The sequence below is a fragment of the Reichenbachiella agarivorans genome (genome assembly GCF_025502585.1).
Classification (GTDB): domain Bacteria; phylum Bacteroidota; class Bacteroidia; order Cytophagales; family Cyclobacteriaceae; genus Reichenbachiella; species Reichenbachiella agarivorans.
Genome location: NZ_CP106679.1, coordinates 3,023,868 through 3,042,077, shown reverse-complemented (window position 1 = coordinate 3,042,077; position 18,210 = coordinate 3,023,868). Strand labels below are relative to the sequence as shown.

General features: G+C 42.7%; 14 protein-coding genes. 5 read left to right on the top strand and 9 right to left on the bottom strand.

What is annotated here, in order from left to right:
• The 3 genes from N6H18_RS12780 to lhgO all read right to left on the bottom strand — a co-directional run bounded on the left by N6H18_RS12780 (position 1) and on the right by lhgO (position 2,949).
• Positions 1–426, bottom strand: coding sequence for a M67 family metallopeptidase (locus N6H18_RS12780; RefSeq protein WP_262308663.1), 426 nt, complete (start codon positions 424–426; stop codon positions 1–3).
• Positions 426–1,355: a PLP-dependent cysteine synthase family protein gene (locus N6H18_RS12775; RefSeq protein ID WP_262308662.1), complete on the bottom strand. Its 930-nt coding sequence runs from the start codon at positions 1,353–1,355 to the stop codon at positions 426–428. Before N6H18_RS12775 ends, N6H18_RS12780 begins: the two co-directional genes overlap by 1 nt.
• A gap of 400 nt (positions 1,356–1,755) precedes the next feature.
• Entirely contained in the window at positions 1,756–2,949 is a 1,194-nt protein-coding gene (gene lhgO, locus N6H18_RS12770) for an L-2-hydroxyglutarate oxidase (protein ID WP_262308661.1), read from the bottom strand.
• 198 nt (positions 2,950–3,147) lie between these two features.
• On the opposite strand from lhgO, the gene N6H18_RS12765 reads away from it, so the two are divergent.
• The 4 genes from N6H18_RS12765 (at position 3,148) to N6H18_RS12750 (ending at position 9,511) form a co-directional block, all read left to right on the top strand.
• Positions 3,148–3,537 carry a hypothetical protein gene (locus N6H18_RS12765; protein ID WP_262308660.1) on the top strand — a complete coding sequence of 130 codons (390 nt, stop codon included), beginning with the start codon at positions 3,148–3,150 and terminating at the stop codon, positions 3,535–3,537.
• Positions 3,538–3,806: 269 nt separating this feature from the next.
• Positions 3,807–4,889, top strand: coding sequence for an efflux RND transporter periplasmic adaptor subunit (locus N6H18_RS12760; protein WP_262311612.1), 1,083 nt, complete (start codon positions 3,807–3,809; stop codon positions 4,887–4,889).
• 31 nt (positions 4,890–4,920) lie between these two features.
• Positions 4,921–8,085 carry an efflux RND transporter permease subunit gene (locus N6H18_RS12755; protein ID WP_262308659.1) on the top strand — a complete coding sequence of 1,055 codons (3,165 nt, stop codon included), beginning with the start codon at positions 4,921–4,923 and terminating at the stop codon, positions 8,083–8,085.
• The gene (locus tag N6H18_RS12750) at positions 8,075–9,511 is read left to right on the top strand and encodes a TolC family protein (RefSeq protein ID WP_262308658.1); all 1,437 of its coding nucleotides are present in this window, start codon (positions 8,075–8,077) and stop codon (positions 9,509–9,511) included. The genes N6H18_RS12755 and N6H18_RS12750 overlap by 11 nt, the downstream gene beginning before the upstream one ends.
• A gap of 663 nt (positions 9,512–10,174) precedes the next feature.
• Here N6H18_RS12750 and N6H18_RS12745 read toward each other — a convergent pair.
• The gene (locus N6H18_RS12745) at positions 10,175–11,326 is read right to left on the bottom strand and encodes a hypothetical protein (protein ID WP_262308657.1); all 1,152 of its coding nucleotides are present in this window, start codon (positions 11,324–11,326) and stop codon (positions 10,175–10,177) included.
• A gap of 55 nt (positions 11,327–11,381) precedes the next feature.
• On the bottom strand, positions 11,382–13,577 hold the full coding sequence (locus N6H18_RS12740; RefSeq protein WP_262308656.1) for a B12-binding domain-containing radical SAM protein: 2,196 nt from the start codon (positions 13,575–13,577) through the stop codon (positions 11,382–11,384).
• A 108-nt stretch (positions 13,578–13,685) separates the two neighbouring features.
• Between N6H18_RS12740 and N6H18_RS12735 the strand changes: the two genes are divergently transcribed.
• Positions 13,686–14,255 (top strand): acyl-CoA thioesterase, encoded by a 570-nt coding sequence (locus N6H18_RS12735; protein ID WP_262308655.1) that lies wholly within the window; start codon positions 13,686–13,688, stop codon positions 14,253–14,255.
• Positions 14,256–14,318: 63 nt separating this feature from the next.
• On the opposite strand, the gene purU is transcribed toward N6H18_RS12735, so the two are convergent.
• From purU to N6H18_RS12715, 4 genes are all read right to left on the bottom strand, one after another.
• Complete coding sequence (gene purU / locus N6H18_RS12730) at positions 14,319–15,188, bottom strand: formyltetrahydrofolate deformylase (RefSeq protein ID WP_262308654.1); 870 nt, start codon at positions 15,186–15,188, stop codon at positions 14,319–14,321.
• Positions 15,189–15,324: 136 nt separating this feature from the next.
• Entirely contained in the window at positions 15,325–15,555 is a 231-nt protein-coding gene (locus N6H18_RS12725) for a hypothetical protein (RefSeq protein ID WP_262308653.1), read from the bottom strand.
• A complete protein-coding gene (msrA, locus tag N6H18_RS12720) occupies positions 15,556–16,086 on the bottom strand; it encodes a peptide-methionine (S)-S-oxide reductase MsrA (RefSeq protein WP_262308652.1) in 531 nt (176 codons plus the stop codon).
• 289 nt (positions 16,087–16,375) lie between these two features.
• Positions 16,376–18,181: a cytochrome-c peroxidase gene (locus N6H18_RS12715; protein ID WP_262308651.1), complete on the bottom strand. Its 1,806-nt coding sequence runs from the start codon at positions 18,179–18,181 to the stop codon at positions 16,376–16,378.
• Positions 18,182–18,210 lie beyond the last annotated feature (29 nt).

The following is an 18,210-nucleotide window of genomic DNA, read 5'->3' as shown; positions in this document are numbered from 1 at the left end:
TTATTCGTTTGTAATGATTTCCTCCTCAAACTCATTTTGGTCATTGAGCTGCCAAGACCGCGTATTTTGTACACTGGTACCTGACACTGAGGCGATAATGTATGAGAAAAATGGTACCGCCTGCGCCAAATCATGCACAGATGGTTCTGCGGGATGCTCTGGGTGTGAATGATACACACCTAGCAACTCCTGCTTGCTCTCTATGGCATACCGCTCGGCAGCCATATAATCCTTTGGATGCACCTCAAAGCGCCTCCTCTGGTCCCCTTCTTTGGAATTTTCCAAAGGAGTATATTCCTTCACCTTTTTAGCATCTTCTATGGTCTCGCCAAAGAAAAACCCCACGCATTCGTTGGGAAAATCAGCCAAGGCATGCCTGTGCATAGAAGCCAGCGTTTCGGGATCAACTATGACTTTCTTTCTCATCAGAACAAAGACTTGATGATTTCGCTATACTTCTCCGCATTGTCAGGAAATAGCGTCACGATGACTCCTTCCTTGATTTCATTGGCCAAATCAATGGCACCTTTGAGATTGGCCGCAGATGATGGGCTCAACAGTATCCCCTCTTTCTTCGCAGTTTCCTTAAGCAGATCATAGGCATCATAGGTATCAATGTGTCTGATTTCATCCACCAGAGATTTGTCGTAGATTCCAGGAATTTTAGCTGTTTCCATGTCTTTCCATCCTTCCAAACCGTGCAATGCACCATCAGGTTGCAAACCAATAGTTTTGATCTCTGGGCTTCTTTCTTTGAGGTATTTGGTAATCCCCGTAAACGAACCCGTCGTGCCCAAACCTGTCATAAAATGCGTGATACCATCCCCCAACTCTTCATAGATCTCTGGTCCAGTTCCATAATAGTGAGCCTTCCAGTTGTTCTCATTGTTGTACTGATTAGCAAGGAAATACTTACCAGGATTGGCATTATACATTTCCAAAGCCTTGGCTTCTGACTCATCCGATGAACCAAATTTGGAAGTATAAACGATGTTTACACCCAGACCTTTGAGCAATTTCTTTCGTTCCCAGGAGGCATTCTCTGGTAAACAAATCGTCACCGGTATCCCTAACCGAGCACATATTGTTGCGTATGCCAAGCCTGTATTGCCGCTTGAGGCGTCCAGCAATGTTTTACCTTCACCCAATTCACCACTTTCTAGCGCACTTTTGATGATATTGTATGCAGGTCTGGTCTTGACACTACCACCAAACTGCATCCATTCCATCTTGGCGTAGATCTTGACAGATGGTTTAGGAGACAAATGCTGAATCTGATACAAAGGCGTATTCCCGATGTACTTGCCCAGTTCTATGATGCTTTTATATACTTCTGATTCCTGACTGATCACCATGTTATTAGTTTATTAACAAAAAAGCCTTTCCTCGGAGGGGAAAGGCTTTAAATATTTTGATCTCTCTGACGAGCGTTTTATTTAAATTGATATTTCCCCACAAACTCCATTACAAAGCACAACAACAGCAGTATGCCATCATCATCTCCTTCTTCAATGTGTCTATGGTAGAGATTTTATTCACTTTCTTTTGAAATAAAAAAGGTTCAACGCAATGTTCCGCTATTCGTTCAAAAATTGCTAGTTTTTTCGTCAGAATTTTTGATCACGTTGATTGACAACTATTCTCCATGGTTTGTAGAGCCTCTCCATAGTTTTTGACCCACAAACCATTTACCGTGTTGCTTAGGTCTGTATGCCACAGATCTGGGGAAATGGTGCAAACATTGAGACCCAATCCTTACATCCTCGCCAATACCCTCTTAGATATTTCATCACCAATCGCCAAAGATGACGTAGCTGCTGGAGAAGGTGCATTACAAACATTGACAAAATGCTCATCCTCTAGGATATGAAAATCGTCCAACAAACCGCCATTTCGGTCGCAAGCTTGAGCGCGTACACCTGCTCCTCCTACTTCCAAATCTGATTCTTTGATCTCAGGAATTAGCTTTTGAAGTGCCTTGGTAAAGGCGGCCTTGGAAAACGAACGATACATCTCCCCAAAACCAGTACGCCAATATTTGGCAGCTACCTTTTGAAAACCTGGCCAAGCCAAGGTCTCCGCCAATTCAGCGAGATTGATATCTGACTTTTTGTAGCCCTCTCGTTGGAATGCCAGCACGGCATTGGGCCCTGCTTCCACACCGCCATTGATCATGCGGGTAAAATGTACCCCCAAGAAAGGGAAATTTGGGTCGGGCACAGGATAGATCAAGTTTTTTACTAAATGTTCACTTTCCTTTTTGAGTTGGTAATATTCCCCTCTAAATGGCACGATCTTCAAATCAGGCTTCAATGGTGTCATCTTAGCCACTTTATCAGAATACAAGCCTGCACAGTTGACGATCAACTTCCCTTCGAACTCACCCTGATTGGTGATTACCGTTTGGACATCAGTACCATTATTTATTTTCACCACTTTGTGGTTGTAGTGGATCACAGCACCTGCGGATAGGAGTTTTTGTTCCAGCTTTTTACATACTGCCTTGTAGTCAATGATTCCAGTCTGTGGGACGTAAATACCTTTTACACCATTGACATGCGGCTCATACTCCTTGAGTCCCACTTGGTCCAACCAAATCATATCTGTCAGACCATTTTGCACACCTCTTTCATGCAGTGTCGTGAGGTAAGGAAGCTCGGATTCATCTGTTGCTACGACAATTTTCCCACATAGATCGTATTTGATTTCTTCCTTTTGACAGAAATCCAAGAGCAAATGATACCCTTTGATACAGTTGGTAGCCTTTAGACTACCAGGTTTGTAATACAGGCCCGAATGGATCACACCACTGTTGTTGCCTGTTTGATGTTGGGCTGGTCCCGACTCCTTTTCTAGAATGGTGATAGAAGTGTTTGGCGCTTTTTCGAGAATCTTCCATGCACTGGCCAATCCTACGATACCTCCGCCAATGACGATTACATCCTTCATTTGCTTTTGAAATATTTAATATAATAATAGAAGCTCGAAATTGAACAAAGTAAAAGCGAAAAGCAAACTCCCAAGTCTCATTGAGACAAAATCATCTCCCTTCAATTTTCAACAAGTATTACCACTTATAAAATATTTTTAAAAATATTGTTATTTACTATTTGTATTATTAAATCAATTGACTAAGCTTTGTACTCGATGAGTAATGCATCAATGAAATATTTCCTATCACTCCTAGTCTTCTTAATCGGTGGATATGGTTCATTGTGTGCCCATTTGTGTGATGGTAATTTTTACTCCCCTTCTAAAAACCTCATCAGTTTAACAGATACCAATTATGGTATTGCAAAAGACAATCATCTACCGCATGACAAATCTTGTTTATCCGCTACCGAAAAAGAAGCAGAGAGAAGAGATGAAGCATTCGAAGATGAAGTAGAAGAAGAGAAAACTGACTCTTCTAAAAAGCAATTGGACAGAGCATATTACTTCTCTCCTACGCTTTATTACTTAACACGTGGATATTCTTTCCACTATGTTAAAAACACAATTCCCTTATATATCAAGTTTCTGGTCATCAGAATATGATACAAATCTATTGAGCAGTCTGAAGTAACCTATATTCAGCCTACTTGTTTATTTTAGTTCATAACTAACTTAAACACAATATATTACCTAAAGTCAATCCGTATTTTATTGGGCTAAAGATTAAAATTCATTCTTTTGATTTCGGATTTTACTATTGATTATTTTCAATGGTATCCATTCTAAAATTGAGAATGACCAATCATCCCTTTGATTCAGATTGACCCGCTATTCACCTACTTAACAATATCTATCAAAAAATTAAAATCATGATGAAGCAAATTCTCATTTTCATGAGTCTGTGTGTCGTACTGTTCTACACCAGCTGTGAATCGCACAAAGAAGAACACCATAAGGAAACAAAATTTCAAGTAACCAGTCCAGTCAAATTGGACACTTCCATTGTTAAAGATTATGTATGTCAAGTCAAGGCAATTAGACATATTGAACTAAGGGCCTTAGAAAAGGGATACCTACAAGATCTATATGTGGACGAAGGTCAGTTTGTCAAAAGAGGTAAACTGATGTTTCAAATCATGCCTAAGCTGTATAAAGCAGAAAAGAAGAAAGCAGAAGCAGAGGCCAATTATGCTGAGATAGAATACCTCAACACCAAAAATTTGTTTGAAAGCAATGTAGTTGGACAAAACGAATTGGCACTGGCCAAAGCCAAATATGACAGAGCGCTGGCAGAATTATCCTTGGCTCAAGTTCACGTTGGATTTACAGAAATCAGAGCGCCTTTTGATGGCATCATGGACCGTCTTCAGGTAAGACTGGGTAGTCTAGTCAACGAGGGAGACCTGCTCACGACCCTATCGGACAATAGCAAGATGTGGGTCTATTTCAACGTCCCTGAAGCGGAATACCTTGATTATCAAAGCACAAGAGATACTGACAGCTTATTGGTTGTCAATCTATTGATGGCCAACAACAAGATGTTTGAGCATGCAGGAATCGTAGAGACCATAGAGGCTGATTTCAACAATGAAACAGGCAACATTGCCTTTAGAGCCACATTCCCCAATCCAAAGGGATTATTGAGACATGGCGAAACAGGCAACATACAGATTGTAAAATCGATGAAAAATGCGCTTCTAATCCCTCAAAAAGCAACTTTTGAAGTTTTGGACAAGAAGTTTGTCTATGTAGTAGATAAAAACAATATCATCAAGCCAAGACAAATCACTGTACTCTCTGAGATGGAAGATTTGTTTGAAATAGGTGCAGGATTGGAAGAAAATGAAAAAATTCTCTTGGAAGGTTTAAGGATCGTGAAAGCCGATGACAAGATCGACTATGAATATCTCGATCCTAAAGTAGTATTCTCACACCTCAGAATACACGCCGAATAAATCTATTTTCAAGAATTAAAAGATTAAGAAAATGTTTCAAACATTCATACGCAGGCCAGCCCTTGCCATAGTGATTTCGCTCGTCATTATGTTTATGGGATTCCTTGCCATTAAGACGTTACCAAAATCACAGTTCCCAGATATTGCACCACCTATGGTTGTGGTTTATTTATCCTATCCAGGAGCTAGTTCGACCGTATTGACCAACTCAGTTCTTATTCCTTTGGAGCAAGCCATCAATGGTGTCCCTGGAATGAAGTACATGTTTTCTACAGCTGCCAGCTCAGGAGAAGCCAACATACAGATTGTATTCCACAAAGGGAGCGATCCGGATCAGGCCGTAGTTAACATCAACAACAGGGTACAGCAAATGAAAAACCGTCTTCCTGAAATTGTACAATTGGAAGGTCTGAGAGTACAGCGCTTGATGCCAAACATGCTAATGTATGTCAACCTATACGGCACAGACACGACGAGCATCAACATGAAGTACATCTTCAACTACGCATACATCAATATGCTCCCAGAGTTGCAAAGGATCAACGGAGTGGGTCTTGCCCAAATCATCGGTAGTAGACAATATGCCATGCGCGTATGGCTCAATCCTGACCGAATGCGTGCATACAACATTTCATCTGAAGAAATAATGAAGGCACTGGATGAACAAAGTATAATTGGATCCCCAGGTAGATTGGGACGGGCTGACAGTAAACGTTCGGAAGCAATCGAATATGTTTTGACGTACAAGGGACGGTTCAATGAAGCTAAAGAGTATGAAAATGTCATCGTCAGAGCCAATCCTGAAGGGGAAGTCTTATACCTCAAGGATGTAGCAGAGGTGGAGTTGGGTAGTGAGTATTATGACATATATTCCAACAAAGACGAATACCCTTCCGCTGCGATTACCCTCAACCAAGCCTATGGCAGTAATGCCACAGAGGTAATTGAGGAAGTAAAAGCAACACTAGAGGAAATGAAGAAAAGCTTCCCTCCTGGAATAGAATATGAAATCAGTTATGATGTTTCCAATTTCTTGGATGCCTCAATTGATGAAGTAATCCATACCCTGAGAGATGCATTCATCTTGGTATCTCTTGTTGTATTCTTATTCTTAGGGGACTGGCGATCTACCTTGATTCCGACACTAGCAGTACCTGTATCATTGATCGGTGCATTTTTTGCCATGCAATTTTTCGGTCTAAACGTCAATATGATCACCTTGTTTGCCTTGGTACTTGCTATTGGTATTGTGGTCGATGATGCAATTGTGGTAGTAGAAGCCGTACACGCCAAGATGGAAGAAAAACATCTTTCTCCATTCAAGGCTGTCAAGGAGGTCTTAGGAGAAATCAGTGGAGCCATTATAGCGATTACGCTCTTGATGACAGCAGTATTTATTCCTGTCTCCTTTATGTCTGGACCAGTAGGGATATTCTACAGACAGTTTGCGATCACAATGGCTTCTTCTATTGTGATATCTGGTATTGTAGCGCTTACCCTTACGCCAGTACTCTGTGCGATAATCTTGAAAAACAACCACGGTCAACCAAGAAAGAGAACGCTGATGAACCGATTCATGGATGGTTTCAACAGAGGGTTTGAAAAGATGACAGGCAAATACACAGGTCTACTGAAAGTCATTGCCAATCGACGATCCGTTACTTTTGGACTGTTGATAGCATTCAGTTTAGGCACGTTCGGTGTAGCCAAGCTCCTTCCTTCTGGTTTTATCCCATCCGAAGATCAAGGAATGATCTATGCCGTATTGCAGACTCCTCCAGGATCCACTCTGGAGAGAACCTATGCGATCAGTAGACAACTTCAGAAGTATGCCATGGATATTGATGCTATCGAGTCCGTTTCTTCCCTCGCAGGGTATGAGATTTTGACGCAAGGTAGAGGATCAAACTCCGGTACACTTCTTATCAATTTGAAACCTTGGCATGACAGACATCATACCGTCAAGGAAGTCATTGAAGAGCTGGAAGAAAAAGCTAAGGATATCCCTGGTGCACAGATTGAGTTCTTTGATCCACCAGCGGTACCTGGATATGGTGCAGCAGGGGGACTTGCACTTCAATTGCTAGACAAAAACTCAGAAATTGATTATCAGCGACTGGGAGAAGTCAATGAAAAATTCATGGAAGATCTTGAAAAACGGCCTGAGTTAACTTCCTTGTTTACCTTCTACCGAACTGATTATCCTCAGTACGAACTAGAAATAGACAACGAACTGGCCATGCAGAAAGGAGTCTCCATAGGCAAGGCCATGGACAATCTCTCTATCATGATTGGTAGTACTTATGACTTAGGTTTTATCAAGTTTGGTCGATTCTTTAAAGTCTTCGTACAAGCTGATCCTGCCTACAGGAAACTACCTACGGACGTCATGAAACTCTATGTCAAAAATGACATGGGTGAAGAAGTGCCCTACTCCTCTTTCATGAAAATGAAAAAAACGCAAGGCATCTATGAGATCAACAGGTACAACATGTACACGACTGCATCCATTAGATGCTCTCCTGCCAAAGGATACAGCAGTGGTGAGGCGATTGAGGCGATACAAGAAGTAGCAGCTCAAACGCTACCAAAAGGCTATGACATAGATTGGTCAGGTTTGCAAAAAGATGAAGTGGGACGGGGAAATGAATCCATCTACATCTTCCTTATTGTTTTGATCTTTGTATATCTGGTACTCACAGCACAGTACGAGAGCTTTATACTCCCTTTGGCGGTTATTCTCTCGTTGCCTGCTGGTATTTTTGGATCATTCCTAGTTGTCAAAGGCATGGGATTGGCCAATGATATCTATGCACAGGTAGCACTAGTGATGCTCGTCGGTCTGCTCGGTAAAAATGCCGTACTGATCGTGGAGTTTGCCGTACAGAAACATCAAGAAGGCATGACTGTACTCGAAGCTGCCATCGAAGGAGCCAGGGTACGTTTCCGTCCTATTTTGATGACTTCATTCGCATTTATCGCTGGGTTGATTCCGCTGATCATCGCGACTGGACCTGGTGCCATAGGCAACCGTACCATTGGTGCTTCTGCACTGGGCGGAATGCTTTTCGGAACCATTTTCGGGGTAATCATCGTCCCTGGTTTGTACTACATATTTGGCACATGGGCTGATGGTCGCAAATTGATTAAAGATGAAGATTTTGAGCCTTTAACTGAACCTCATCATGAAAAATAGAAAAATATATCAATGGGCAGGAGTTGCTTGCATGGCTTTGGCCTTTGCAGCATGTACACCCAAGCTCGTTACGAAAACAGAAAATACAGATATAATCCCTGAGAGTTTTAATGACTCTCAGGACTCTACCAACACGGCAAAGATCGGCTGGAAAGAGTTTTTTACTGACCCATATCTGACTGCATTGATTGACACGGCACTATCCAACAATCAGGAGTTGAACATCATCATGCAGGAGATACAAATCGCCAGAAATGAGGTACGCGCTAGAAAAGGTGAGTACTTACCTACAGTAGGTATAGGTGCCGCAGCTGATGTTGAAAAAGTGGGTAGATACACGAGCAAAGGTTCGAGTGAAGCCACTACAGACATCAAGCCAGGTAGAAGCACCCCAGATCCATTGCCCAACTATGGTTTTGGAGCTTATGCCACTTGGGAGGTAGATATTTGGCGCAAGCTACGCAATGCCAAAAAATCGGCCTACACTAGGTATCTATCATCTGTTGATGGGAGAAACTTCATGGTGACCAACCTGATTGCTGAGATCGCCAATTCCTACTATGAATTGCTTGCGCTTGACAATCAGCTGGCTATCTTGCAGCAGAACATCGAGATTCAAAACAATGCCTATGAAATGGTCAAGCTGCAAAAGCAAGCCAGTAGAGTGACGGAGTTGGCTGTTCGTAGATTTGAAGCGCATGTCTTGTACACCAAAAGTCTGCAATACGGCATTCGCCAAAAAATTGTTGAAACAGAAAATCGAATCAACTTTCTGGTCGGACGCTACCCTCAGCCTATTGAGCGAAATCATGAGACATTTGGAGATTTGATTCCTGCGACTATTGCAGCGGGTATTCCTTCACAACTGTTGGAAAATCGCCCAGACATTAGACAAGCAGAAATGCAACTGACAGCTAGCAAGTTGGATGTCAAAGTGGCAAAAGCACAGTTCTACCCCAATTTGAGTATTACAGCTGGTATTGGATTTGAGGCGTTTAATCCTACATACTTGATCAAATCACCAGAGTCATTGTTGTATTCATTGGCTGGAGACTTGACAGCACCCTTGATCAATAGGAATGCAATCAAAGCTGCATACTATAGCGCCAATTCTAAGCAGATTCAAGCAGTGTACAACTACGAACGTACCATTCTGAATGCCTACATAGAAGTAGCCAATCAGATGTCTAGTGTCAGCAACCTGCAAAGTGCTTATTCCCTGAAGGAGCAGCAAGTGAATGCACTCAATGAGTCTATCAACATCTCCAACTTCCTATTCAAATCAGCTAGGGCTGACTACATGGAAGTACTCTTGACCCAGCGAGATGCTTTGGAATCAAGATTCGAATTGATCGAGACCAAAAAAGAGCAAATGAATACCATGGTCAACATCTACCGTGCCCTAGGTGGTGGATGGAAAGAATAAAAAATAACATTGTTATGAATCCTAAAGCCTTTCTGGAAATCCAGAAAGGCTTTTTTATGTCTCATTTGTCAATACCTAAAATACCACGGACTCATTCTACCAAAAACTGACCGTAGCTTTGGGCTACGGTACCAGACTGCAGAGCAGGCAGCTCCCAAATTGCTCGACATCCCCCAAAATCTATCGCAATGCAAGAAAACCCCTAGCCGTATACCCAACACATGATTCCTACTATCCCTGTAGAGTACCAACTAGGGTTAGTTACATTGCAAACTCATATCAATATTTATCTATAACCTGTCAACTTTTCCTAGGACGATTCTCGATATCGTAAAATCGATTCTAAAAATTGTAAAAAGGCAATAATATATCGCAAAACCGAATCAAAGAATAACAAAAAATCAGAAGTCGATTGATAAATCGAATAAGAAAACAGTAAAAACGTATTTTAAAATCGCAAAATCGAAAAATATAATGATATAACCGCAACAAAAAATCGCAAAACCGCAGCAGTTAATTACAAAACCGCTAAAGAAAGTCATAAAACTGGACTAAAAAACTGTTGCGCCGCTGAAAAGTATGACATTGCCGCATCCGTCACAAGCATAGTTTCAGAACCAAGACGTTCTTTCTTATCCCTTAAGTTTGATTCATGAATCTAAATCAATATCCATCGTAGAAGCGAGTCAACTGACTACTGAGCTGACTGTAGATTGGCCTGGTAAACTCTACGAAGAGTTCTTGTGGAGGTGGTGGCATGATCATCTTGCCATTGCAGATCGCCAGTTGCTCCTTGCTCAGTGCGCGCTCGTCACCATTAAAGCTCCCCCACTGGTTGTACCAAACAAACTCCCCTCGCAAGTCTTCTTTGCGCAGTGAGACGGAGGAATATTCGTCCTGAATATGGTAGCGCAGGATACCGCCAGATACGACCTCCATCCTACGGATCGTGAGTTTGGCAGAGACGGTGTTGTAGACTTTCTTGATACTGCCATCGTCCATTTTAACCTGTCCCACTACGACGCTGTCTCGCTCGACTTTTTCGATTCGCTCTTGGGTATGGGTCTCTCCTACCACAAAATCCAAGAAGTTCATGGTCAGCACATGATGTGGTCGCTGGAGATTCACTCTTTGGGCCTCCTCGGGAGTATAAAAACGAATGAATTCATTGCCTTCAATTTGTCTAAAGACCTTTTTGACCTGATCGTAAAAGAAGTCTCCACTCAACTGGTAGGCCTGAGATTGTACAGGTTGGAGCTGTGCCAGCACCGTGAGAATAGCACTGCTGTAGGCTTCCTCGATTTTGTCCTGCACATCTTTATAGTTAGGCTCAAACTTGTTCGCCATCTGAAAATATGCATAGGCGATTTTTGCATTGGCGCGTCTGCCTACATTGAGTTCCTTGATACCCTCTGCATACTGCTCTTCGGCAGCTGCCAGTTTGGATTGGGCCAATTGCTGGTAATAACTTGTCGGATTAGGAATGACCTTGAGTGCGCCGGGTGATCGCTTGATCTCGTCATACATTCGGTTGAGCTTTTCGAAAATATAAACAGACTCGGTATTGGCAAACATCGGGTTGGAGACCTCCGCCCTACGCACTTGATCGAGCAAATCATTGACCGCCATCGGATAGGCTTCTCTGAGTGCTGCTTTGGTCTTGGAGTGATCTGGATTCTTGCGGAGCTTGTCCGCAGACTTGAGTACCGCTTGGTAATAATCACCTTGCTCGTACAGTTTTTTGGCCGATCCACAAGCAAACCCCAACATCGAGATGATAAGGAAATAAAGTACTGTATACTGTCTCGTTTTCATAATCCAAATTATTAATGATACAACCCTCCTACAAAGGAGTGAAATATACATTGATTTATACAATCAACAAAGCTGTGTTTTTCAACTCCTGCCAAGCTTGACCATGGATCAAGCGCTCAATGGGCTGCCCGAAATCCTGCTCATAAGCTTGTTTAAGGACAGAAAACGTAACTTTCTCTTGGGATCTCAAAGACATACGCTGTAGAAAGTCATGCAGCCACTTCCCTTCTTTTTCCTCAGCAGTCACATCGATACTGTGCGACTTGAGCTCTAGTGAGAGGCGCGCTCTGAGATTCACTTTGCCCTTTTTTCTCTTCTCATAAAAGCTCAATGCAGGTACGGCAGCCAACCATACAGCTCTGGAAGAATCACTGATATAGGTTCCAGGATTAGTAGTCAAAGCACTCTCAATGTAGTGGGGAGCAACACTAGTCACTGGTACATGAAAATCAAACCACTCTTGCAGGGGATAATCAAAACACAGACCGTGCATGTAGTTGAATAGGGACTTTTTCAATCCCTCGCTGTATTGCACATGATCTGCGCCCAGTGTATCGACATGTTGGAGGTCATTGTTGGCAAATCCCTGATGCACTGGCCCGACACGCTCCACCCCAAAGAACGCTGGTTCTAATCCAGCAGGTGCATGAGCCGTCATGGCAAACTGATGCCAAAAACCAGACTGAATCACCCCGTGCATGAACAACTGGCGCACCATCTCCAGCGAGTCTATCGTCTCCTGATCCGTCTGCGTCGGGAATCCATACATCAGATAGGCATGCACCATGATGCCCGATTCGGTAAAATTCTGAGACACTTGTGCGACCTGCTCTACAGTCACCCCTTTTTTCATCTTCTCTAGCAAGCGATCAGAGGCTACCTCCAGTCCACCCGAAACTGCAATACATCCAGAAGCTCTCAAGAGGCGACAGAGGTCTGGGGTAAAGCGACTCTCAAAACGGATATTCGTCCACCAAGTCACCACCAGTTTACGTCGCAAAATCTCCAGCGCCAACTCCTTCATCAAGGCTGGTGGAGCAGCTTCGTCTACGAAATGGAAACCACTCTCGCCCGTTTGTGCCATTTGCTCCTGCATCCTGTCACAGAGAATGGACGCACTGACTGGCTCATAATTTTTGATATAATCGAGGGAAATATCACAGAAACTGCACTTCTTCCAATAGCAACCATGTGCCATGGTGAGTTTGTTCCAGCGACCATCACTCCACAGCCTGTGCATCGGATTGGCTACCTCCAGCACAGACAGGTATTTATCTATCGGCAGATTGGCATAGTCAGGCGTGCCCGTCTGAGTGAAAGGGATGTCTCCTTCTTTGGATCCATTGATATAAACCACCTTGTTCTCCTCTAGGCAAAAAGTCCGTTTCAGCAGTGCTTTTTCTCTTTTCCCCTCTAGAAACTCAATGAGATTCTTGACAGGTCGCTCACCATCATCTAGGGTGATGAAGTCTATGTATTTGAAAACTCTCGGGTCCGAAAGGGAGCGTAATTCTGTATTGGGATATCCCCCACCCATCAAGACCTTGATCTCAGGATACTGCGTCTTGAGATACTGACCGCAACGAAAGGCACCATAGAGATTGCCTGGAAATGGAACCGACAAACAAACCATCGTAGGTTGCTGTACCTTGATCACCTCCTCCAACACCTGAATCAATATATGATCAGTAAAGGTCATGGGGCCATCCAATGCCTCCTGCATCGAGTCAAAAGAAGATGCCGACATCCCCAATCGCTCGGCATAGCGACTAAACCCAAAGAATGGGTCAGCCACTTCCTTGATATAATCCGCCAAATCCTCCAGATACAAAGTCGCCAAATGTCTGGCTTTGTCCTGCACACCGAGATTCCCAAACGCCCACTCCAAGTCGTCCAACTGCTCGAACCGGCTCGCCTCTGGCAAAAGATCACGCTCCACAATCGAATAGGCCAAAGTCGGGTTCTTGTGCTGTAAAAAACGGATCACCGTATCCACTGTAGCAATGTAGTCCTCCCGTAACTGGTAGATCCGCTGTGAGTTGTCCGACACAGACTCTGTGGGCTCCACATCAAACAGTTCTATTAGTTTCTTTTGGGAGAAAAGACGGAGGATGACCTCTATCCCCAAGTCCATTTGATAAGATTCAACACCCAAGGTATTGAGATAGCCCTTGATGTAGCAGGTGCCCGGGTAGGGAGTATTCAGCTGAGTAAAGGGAGGAGTGACTAGAAGTACCTTGGTATTGGACATCTGCAAATCTCTACTTGTTTGAGGATTAAATCAAAAAATGAATCGCTAATGTTCCGCTGATAGACTATTGTGCTTATTTTCGCTCATCTAGTATTGTCAAACCATATCATGAACACACAAAAAGCAAAGCCAGTCAACTTTTCCAAAACCACCATCACTGAATTGATGATTCCTTCTTATGCCAATTTTGGAGGAAAAATCCACGGGGGGATTTTGCTGTCGTTGATTGACAAGGTAGCGTATGCCTGTGCCAGCAAACATGCAGGCAACTATTGTGTGACGGTATCAGTGGACAATGTCGACTTCCTTGAGCCTGTAGAGGTAGGTGATCTCGTACATCTCAGAGCTGCTGTCGTACATGTAGGCAACTCATCGCTGGTAGTAGGGATCAACGTCATTGCGGAAAATGTAAAAGAAAATACGGTCAAAAAAACCAACAACTCCTATGTCACCATGGTCGCCAAAGGTGATGACGACAAGCCGACTCAGGTGCCAGCATTGATACTAGAATCGCAAGAAGAAGTCAGACTTTTTCTAGAAGCTATTAAGAGAAAAGAACTGAAGAAAGACTTCCGTAGCAAAATCAAAGAAGTATCTGCTGTCATCATGGACGAGGCTCATGAAGAACTCCTACAACACGAAAGATGCGTGTTGGATTTGAAGAAGTTTACGTTGTAGTACGCTTACCTAAAGAAATTAATAGTCTAGAATCTAAAGTCTAGCTACTAACATCTACAAAAATCAGCCTTCCGTCTCTGGAAATACAATCGTACGGTTGTCTGTCACGATGATGCGGTGATCTAGGTGGAATTTCACAGCCTTGGAAAGCACTTTACGCTCGATTTCTGAGCCAATCTGCGTCAAACCCGCTGGCGAACTTGCATGTGACACACGCTCCACGTCTTGCTCAATGATCGGCCCCTCGTCTAGGTCATCTGTCGCATAGTGTGCCGTCGCTCCTATCATCTTCACACCACGCTCATAGGCACGCTTGTATGGATTGGCTCCTTGAAATGCCGGCAAAAAGGCATGATGAATGTTGATGATTTTCTCTTTGAATGAGTTGATGAACTCGGAGGAAAGGATGCGCATGAATCGCGCCATCACCACCAAATCCACCTGATGATCTTGTAGCAACCTTTTGATTTCTCGCTGCTGTGCTTCCCAGTTTTCGCTGGTAACGGGCAAGTGATAAAATGGAATCTTGAACTGATCCGCGACATACTTGACTGTATCATGGTTGCTGATGATGAGCGGTATGTTGCAGTTGAGCTTACCTTCGCTATGTTTTTCTAGGAGATCGAACAGACAATGACTGGTCTTAGAGGCCAAGATGGCTACATTGGTTTTATCTACCGAGTAGTACACTTTCCAGTCCAACTTCAAGGGAGCTGCTATCACAGCAAATCTCTCTTCCAACTCAGTTCTAGACATGACCAAATCCTTGGCATCCAAACTGACTCTCATGAAATAAGCATCCTCGATGTTGTCCGTAAACTGCTGACAGGTGAGGATATTGAATCCCTCATCGTAAAAAAAAGTGGTAACCTTGGCGATGATGCCTTTGCTATCCTCGCACTGTATCAGAAAAGTAATCCTATTGTCAGACATTGAGTGTAATTAATGTCGGGTTTGTTGTCGGCTCGAAAATAAACGAAAAACGATGATTCTATAGAATTAATGATTTGAAATTTAATATTTGAAATTCAAGTCCATGGACTATTGACAATAGACCATGGACTTTTGATCAAGCATACTCTGCGCGGTGCGGTCTCAGGTTGTCCCTTACAGTGATCATGTCGCTTTCGTCTATGATCATGTAAGCCACCACATAGACATCATTGACTACTTCTGTACCTGCTTCGTGGAGTGTCATTTTCCACTTGGCTGCATATTCTTTGAGATGGATGGCGTGGTGCTCTGCCATCCCTTTGGCATCCCCACCACGCATATCCCATATCATCTTTACTTTCTTCACCTAGTCCTTGAGTTTGTCTTTGAATATTTTTCTGAATTTCTCCACTTTGGGCTGGATCACAAAATTGCAATAAGGTTCTGAACCATGCTGGTTATAATAATTTTGATGGTAATCCTCCGCTACGTAAAACTTGGAAAAGGCAGTGATTTCAGTCACAACAGGATCTGGATAGACCTTCCCATCGTTGAGCTCCTTCTTGTATTTCTCTGCCAATGTCTTTTGCTCGGCATTGTGATAATAAATCACTGAGCGATATTGCGTACCCACATCATTGCCTTGGCGGTTGAGTGTCGTCGGATCATGGGTCTTCCAAAACACCTCCAACAGCTCAGAATATGTGATCACAGCTGGATCAAAAGTAATTTGCAACACCTCAGCATGCCCTGTGGTACCTGTACATACTTCCTTGTAGGTGGGATTGACTGTCTTGCCCCCGGAGTATCCTGACTCTACCTTGCTTACTCCCTTTAAATCCTGAAAAATGGCTTCTGTACACCAGAAACATCCATTTCCAAACGTTGCTATATCCATTCCTTTGGCTTCTAATTGTTTATTCGGCAAAATTGCACTGATAATTATTGATATAAAAACTAATAGCTTCATGTGGCTTCTATTTTATGATTAAACCTTCTTTTTTTCATAATAGTCAAACTACTTACGAAACCAATTCATAAATAGATTAAGTAGTCATAAAATAATGCTAACGATCCAACCAAGATTTAAATTCCCCTACCTGATCAGAAGAGACTTAAAAGTTTGATAAATCAAAGATACCAAAACCCTAGCAACAGCATATCCTCCCAGCCTATACCTACAATTCTCAATAAGTAGCCTCTCTTGTATCTGTCAGTGTACGCATAAATGCCACGATTGCATCAATCTCTGACTGATCCAAACTCAAGGAATCAAAAGGAAGTGTCTGATTAGGCAGGTCAAATCCCATCCCTGCGCCTCCACCTTGGTTGTAGAAATCCATGACCTCTTCCAACGTTTCATACACACCATTGTGCATGTATGGAGCGGTTAACGCAATATTGCGTATCGTTGGTGTTTTAAAGAAGTGCTTTCTCTCCTCCGTTCTGAATACATCATATCTTCCTAAATCACTATCGATCTCTCGGTTGTTGGCATGACTCGGAACTCCTAGAGATTCCATCTCACTCTCTGCATAGCGTGGTGGTACCGTACCATTAAAGAACGGAGGGAAATGGCAAGTTGCACATGCTGCCTTTCCCATAAAGAGATTGAACCCTTTGATCTCCAAATCATCCAGTATTACTTCTGATTTTTTCATACTTTGATCAAACTTAGAATTGAAGGGAGCTAAACTTCTAATATAATTAGCAAGGGCATTTCTGATATTGGCCTCTGTGACTCCTGTTTTGTAAATCGCATTGAATCGTGGCTCATAGACACTGTCTGATTGAACCATCTGTGTCATGGTCTCCAGATCAGAATGAAACTCATCATTGGCTTGGATCACACCCACGATCTGACCTTCTAAATTACCCGCTCTAAGATCATAAAAGAAAGCATGTTGAAACCCCGCATACATCAATGTCGGAGAGTTGCGCAACACGGGTTTTCCTAGATTACCCAGAGATTTCGGCAAGCCATCAGTAAATGCACGATCGGCCTGATGGCAACTCGAACAACTCATTTTACCATCCTTGGATAACCGAGTGTCTACAAAGAGCTGCTTGCCTAGCAAAACGGTCTGAGAATCCATAGGTGCAGAAAACCTACTCGAAAAATAGTCGACATTAAACGATTGTTGCGAAAACAAATTCTTTGCATCATTCTTAACTGCCAATTCAAATGGAAAACTCACCCCCCAATCTGTTACTGTCTGATTCCATAGATCAATTTGATGCTGAGTATGATTGCGTATGAAATCATACCGATCAAAAGTTTCGAATTCACCTTCTCTCAATAATTTCTGTGATTGTTTAATTTCTTCACGCCATTGATCGAGTAGGTTTGCGTCCCTAAACTCAGATTCGAATATCTCCATATATGACATCAAGCTTCCATATGTAATTACTGCATCATTGAGTGAACTAGCCAAAACTGGTGAATCAAACCCAGTGATTCCAGTGAAAGCTGTCCGTATGATCCCATGACGCAGCAGCCATAAGAAATGGTAAGTCTGATATTTGTCAAAGAATAAATTCTTGCGAATGAGGCTCAAACGATTTTTGATCCATAGTGCCCTTTGTATAACTTCAGCATGACTAAACTCATCCTCTCCAAAAATCATTTCTTCCAAAACTTGATAGCCTTGTGGCTCTTTGATTCTTATATTGGTTTGATCTTCTTCTTCTACCTTAAGTAAATTGGGCTGGATTAAGGTGCTGTAGTTATCCACTTCCGCAAAAGAAAGGATCGGCTCCATTTGTTTAAAGTAATTTCTGGATCGAACAAAATATTCTTGTACATGTTCTGCAGAAGTACTATCGGCAACCAGGTCTATGTAATAGAGACAACTATCCATATCTACTAAAAACATGGCCTTAACCTCATCGAAAGGATTGTCTCCTTTTTCATGAGTTGTCTGATTAGATTGACAACTCCATGACATGAATGCAAAAAAGAGACTTACCAGCCAGTAAGTCTCTTTCCGCATACATTTTAACAATGTATGATTCATCAATA

Bases quoted from the DNA above. Each gene is read 5' to 3' on its own strand.
- N6H18_RS12765 (WP_262308660.1), top strand. From the start codon at position 3,148: ATGAGTAATGCATCAATGAAATATTTCCTATCACTCCTAGTCTTCTTA.
- lhgO (WP_262308661.1), bottom strand. From the start codon at position 2,949: ATGAAGGATGTAATCGTCATTGGCGGAGGTATCGTAGGATTGGCCAGT.
- N6H18_RS12715 (WP_262308651.1), bottom strand. From the start codon at position 18,181: ATGCGGAAAGAGACTTACTGGCTGGTAAGTCTCTTTTTTGCATTCATG.
- N6H18_RS12750 (WP_262308658.1), top strand. From the start codon at position 8,075: ATGAAAAATAGAAAAATATATCAATGGGCAGGAGTTGCTTGCATGGCT.
- msrA (WP_262308652.1), bottom strand. From the start codon at position 16,086: ATGGATATAGCAACGTTTGGAAATGGATGTTTCTGGTGTACAGAAGCC.
- N6H18_RS12745 (WP_262308657.1), bottom strand. From the start codon at position 11,326: ATGAAAACGAGACAGTATACAGTACTTTATTTCCTTATCATCTCGATG.
- N6H18_RS12735 (WP_262308655.1), top strand. From the start codon at position 13,686: ATGAACACACAAAAAGCAAAGCCAGTCAACTTTTCCAAAACCACCATC.
- purU (WP_262308654.1), bottom strand. From the start codon at position 15,188: ATGTCTGACAATAGGATTACTTTTCTGATACAGTGCGAGGATAGCAAA.
- N6H18_RS12755 (WP_262308659.1), top strand. From the start codon at position 4,921: ATGTTTCAAACATTCATACGCAGGCCAGCCCTTGCCATAGTGATTTCG.
- N6H18_RS12740 (WP_262308656.1), bottom strand. From the start codon at position 13,577: ATGTCCAATACCAAGGTACTTCTAGTCACTCCTCCCTTTACTCAGCTG.
- N6H18_RS12780 (WP_262308663.1), bottom strand. From the start codon at position 426: ATGAGAAAGAAAGTCATAGTTGATCCCGAAACGCTGGCTTCTATGCAC.
- N6H18_RS12775 (WP_262308662.1), bottom strand. From the start codon at position 1,355: ATGGTGATCAGTCAGGAATCAGAAGTATATAAAAGCATCATAGAACTG.
- N6H18_RS12760 (WP_262311612.1), top strand. From the start codon at position 3,807: ATGAAGCAAATTCTCATTTTCATGAGTCTGTGTGTCGTACTGTTCTAC.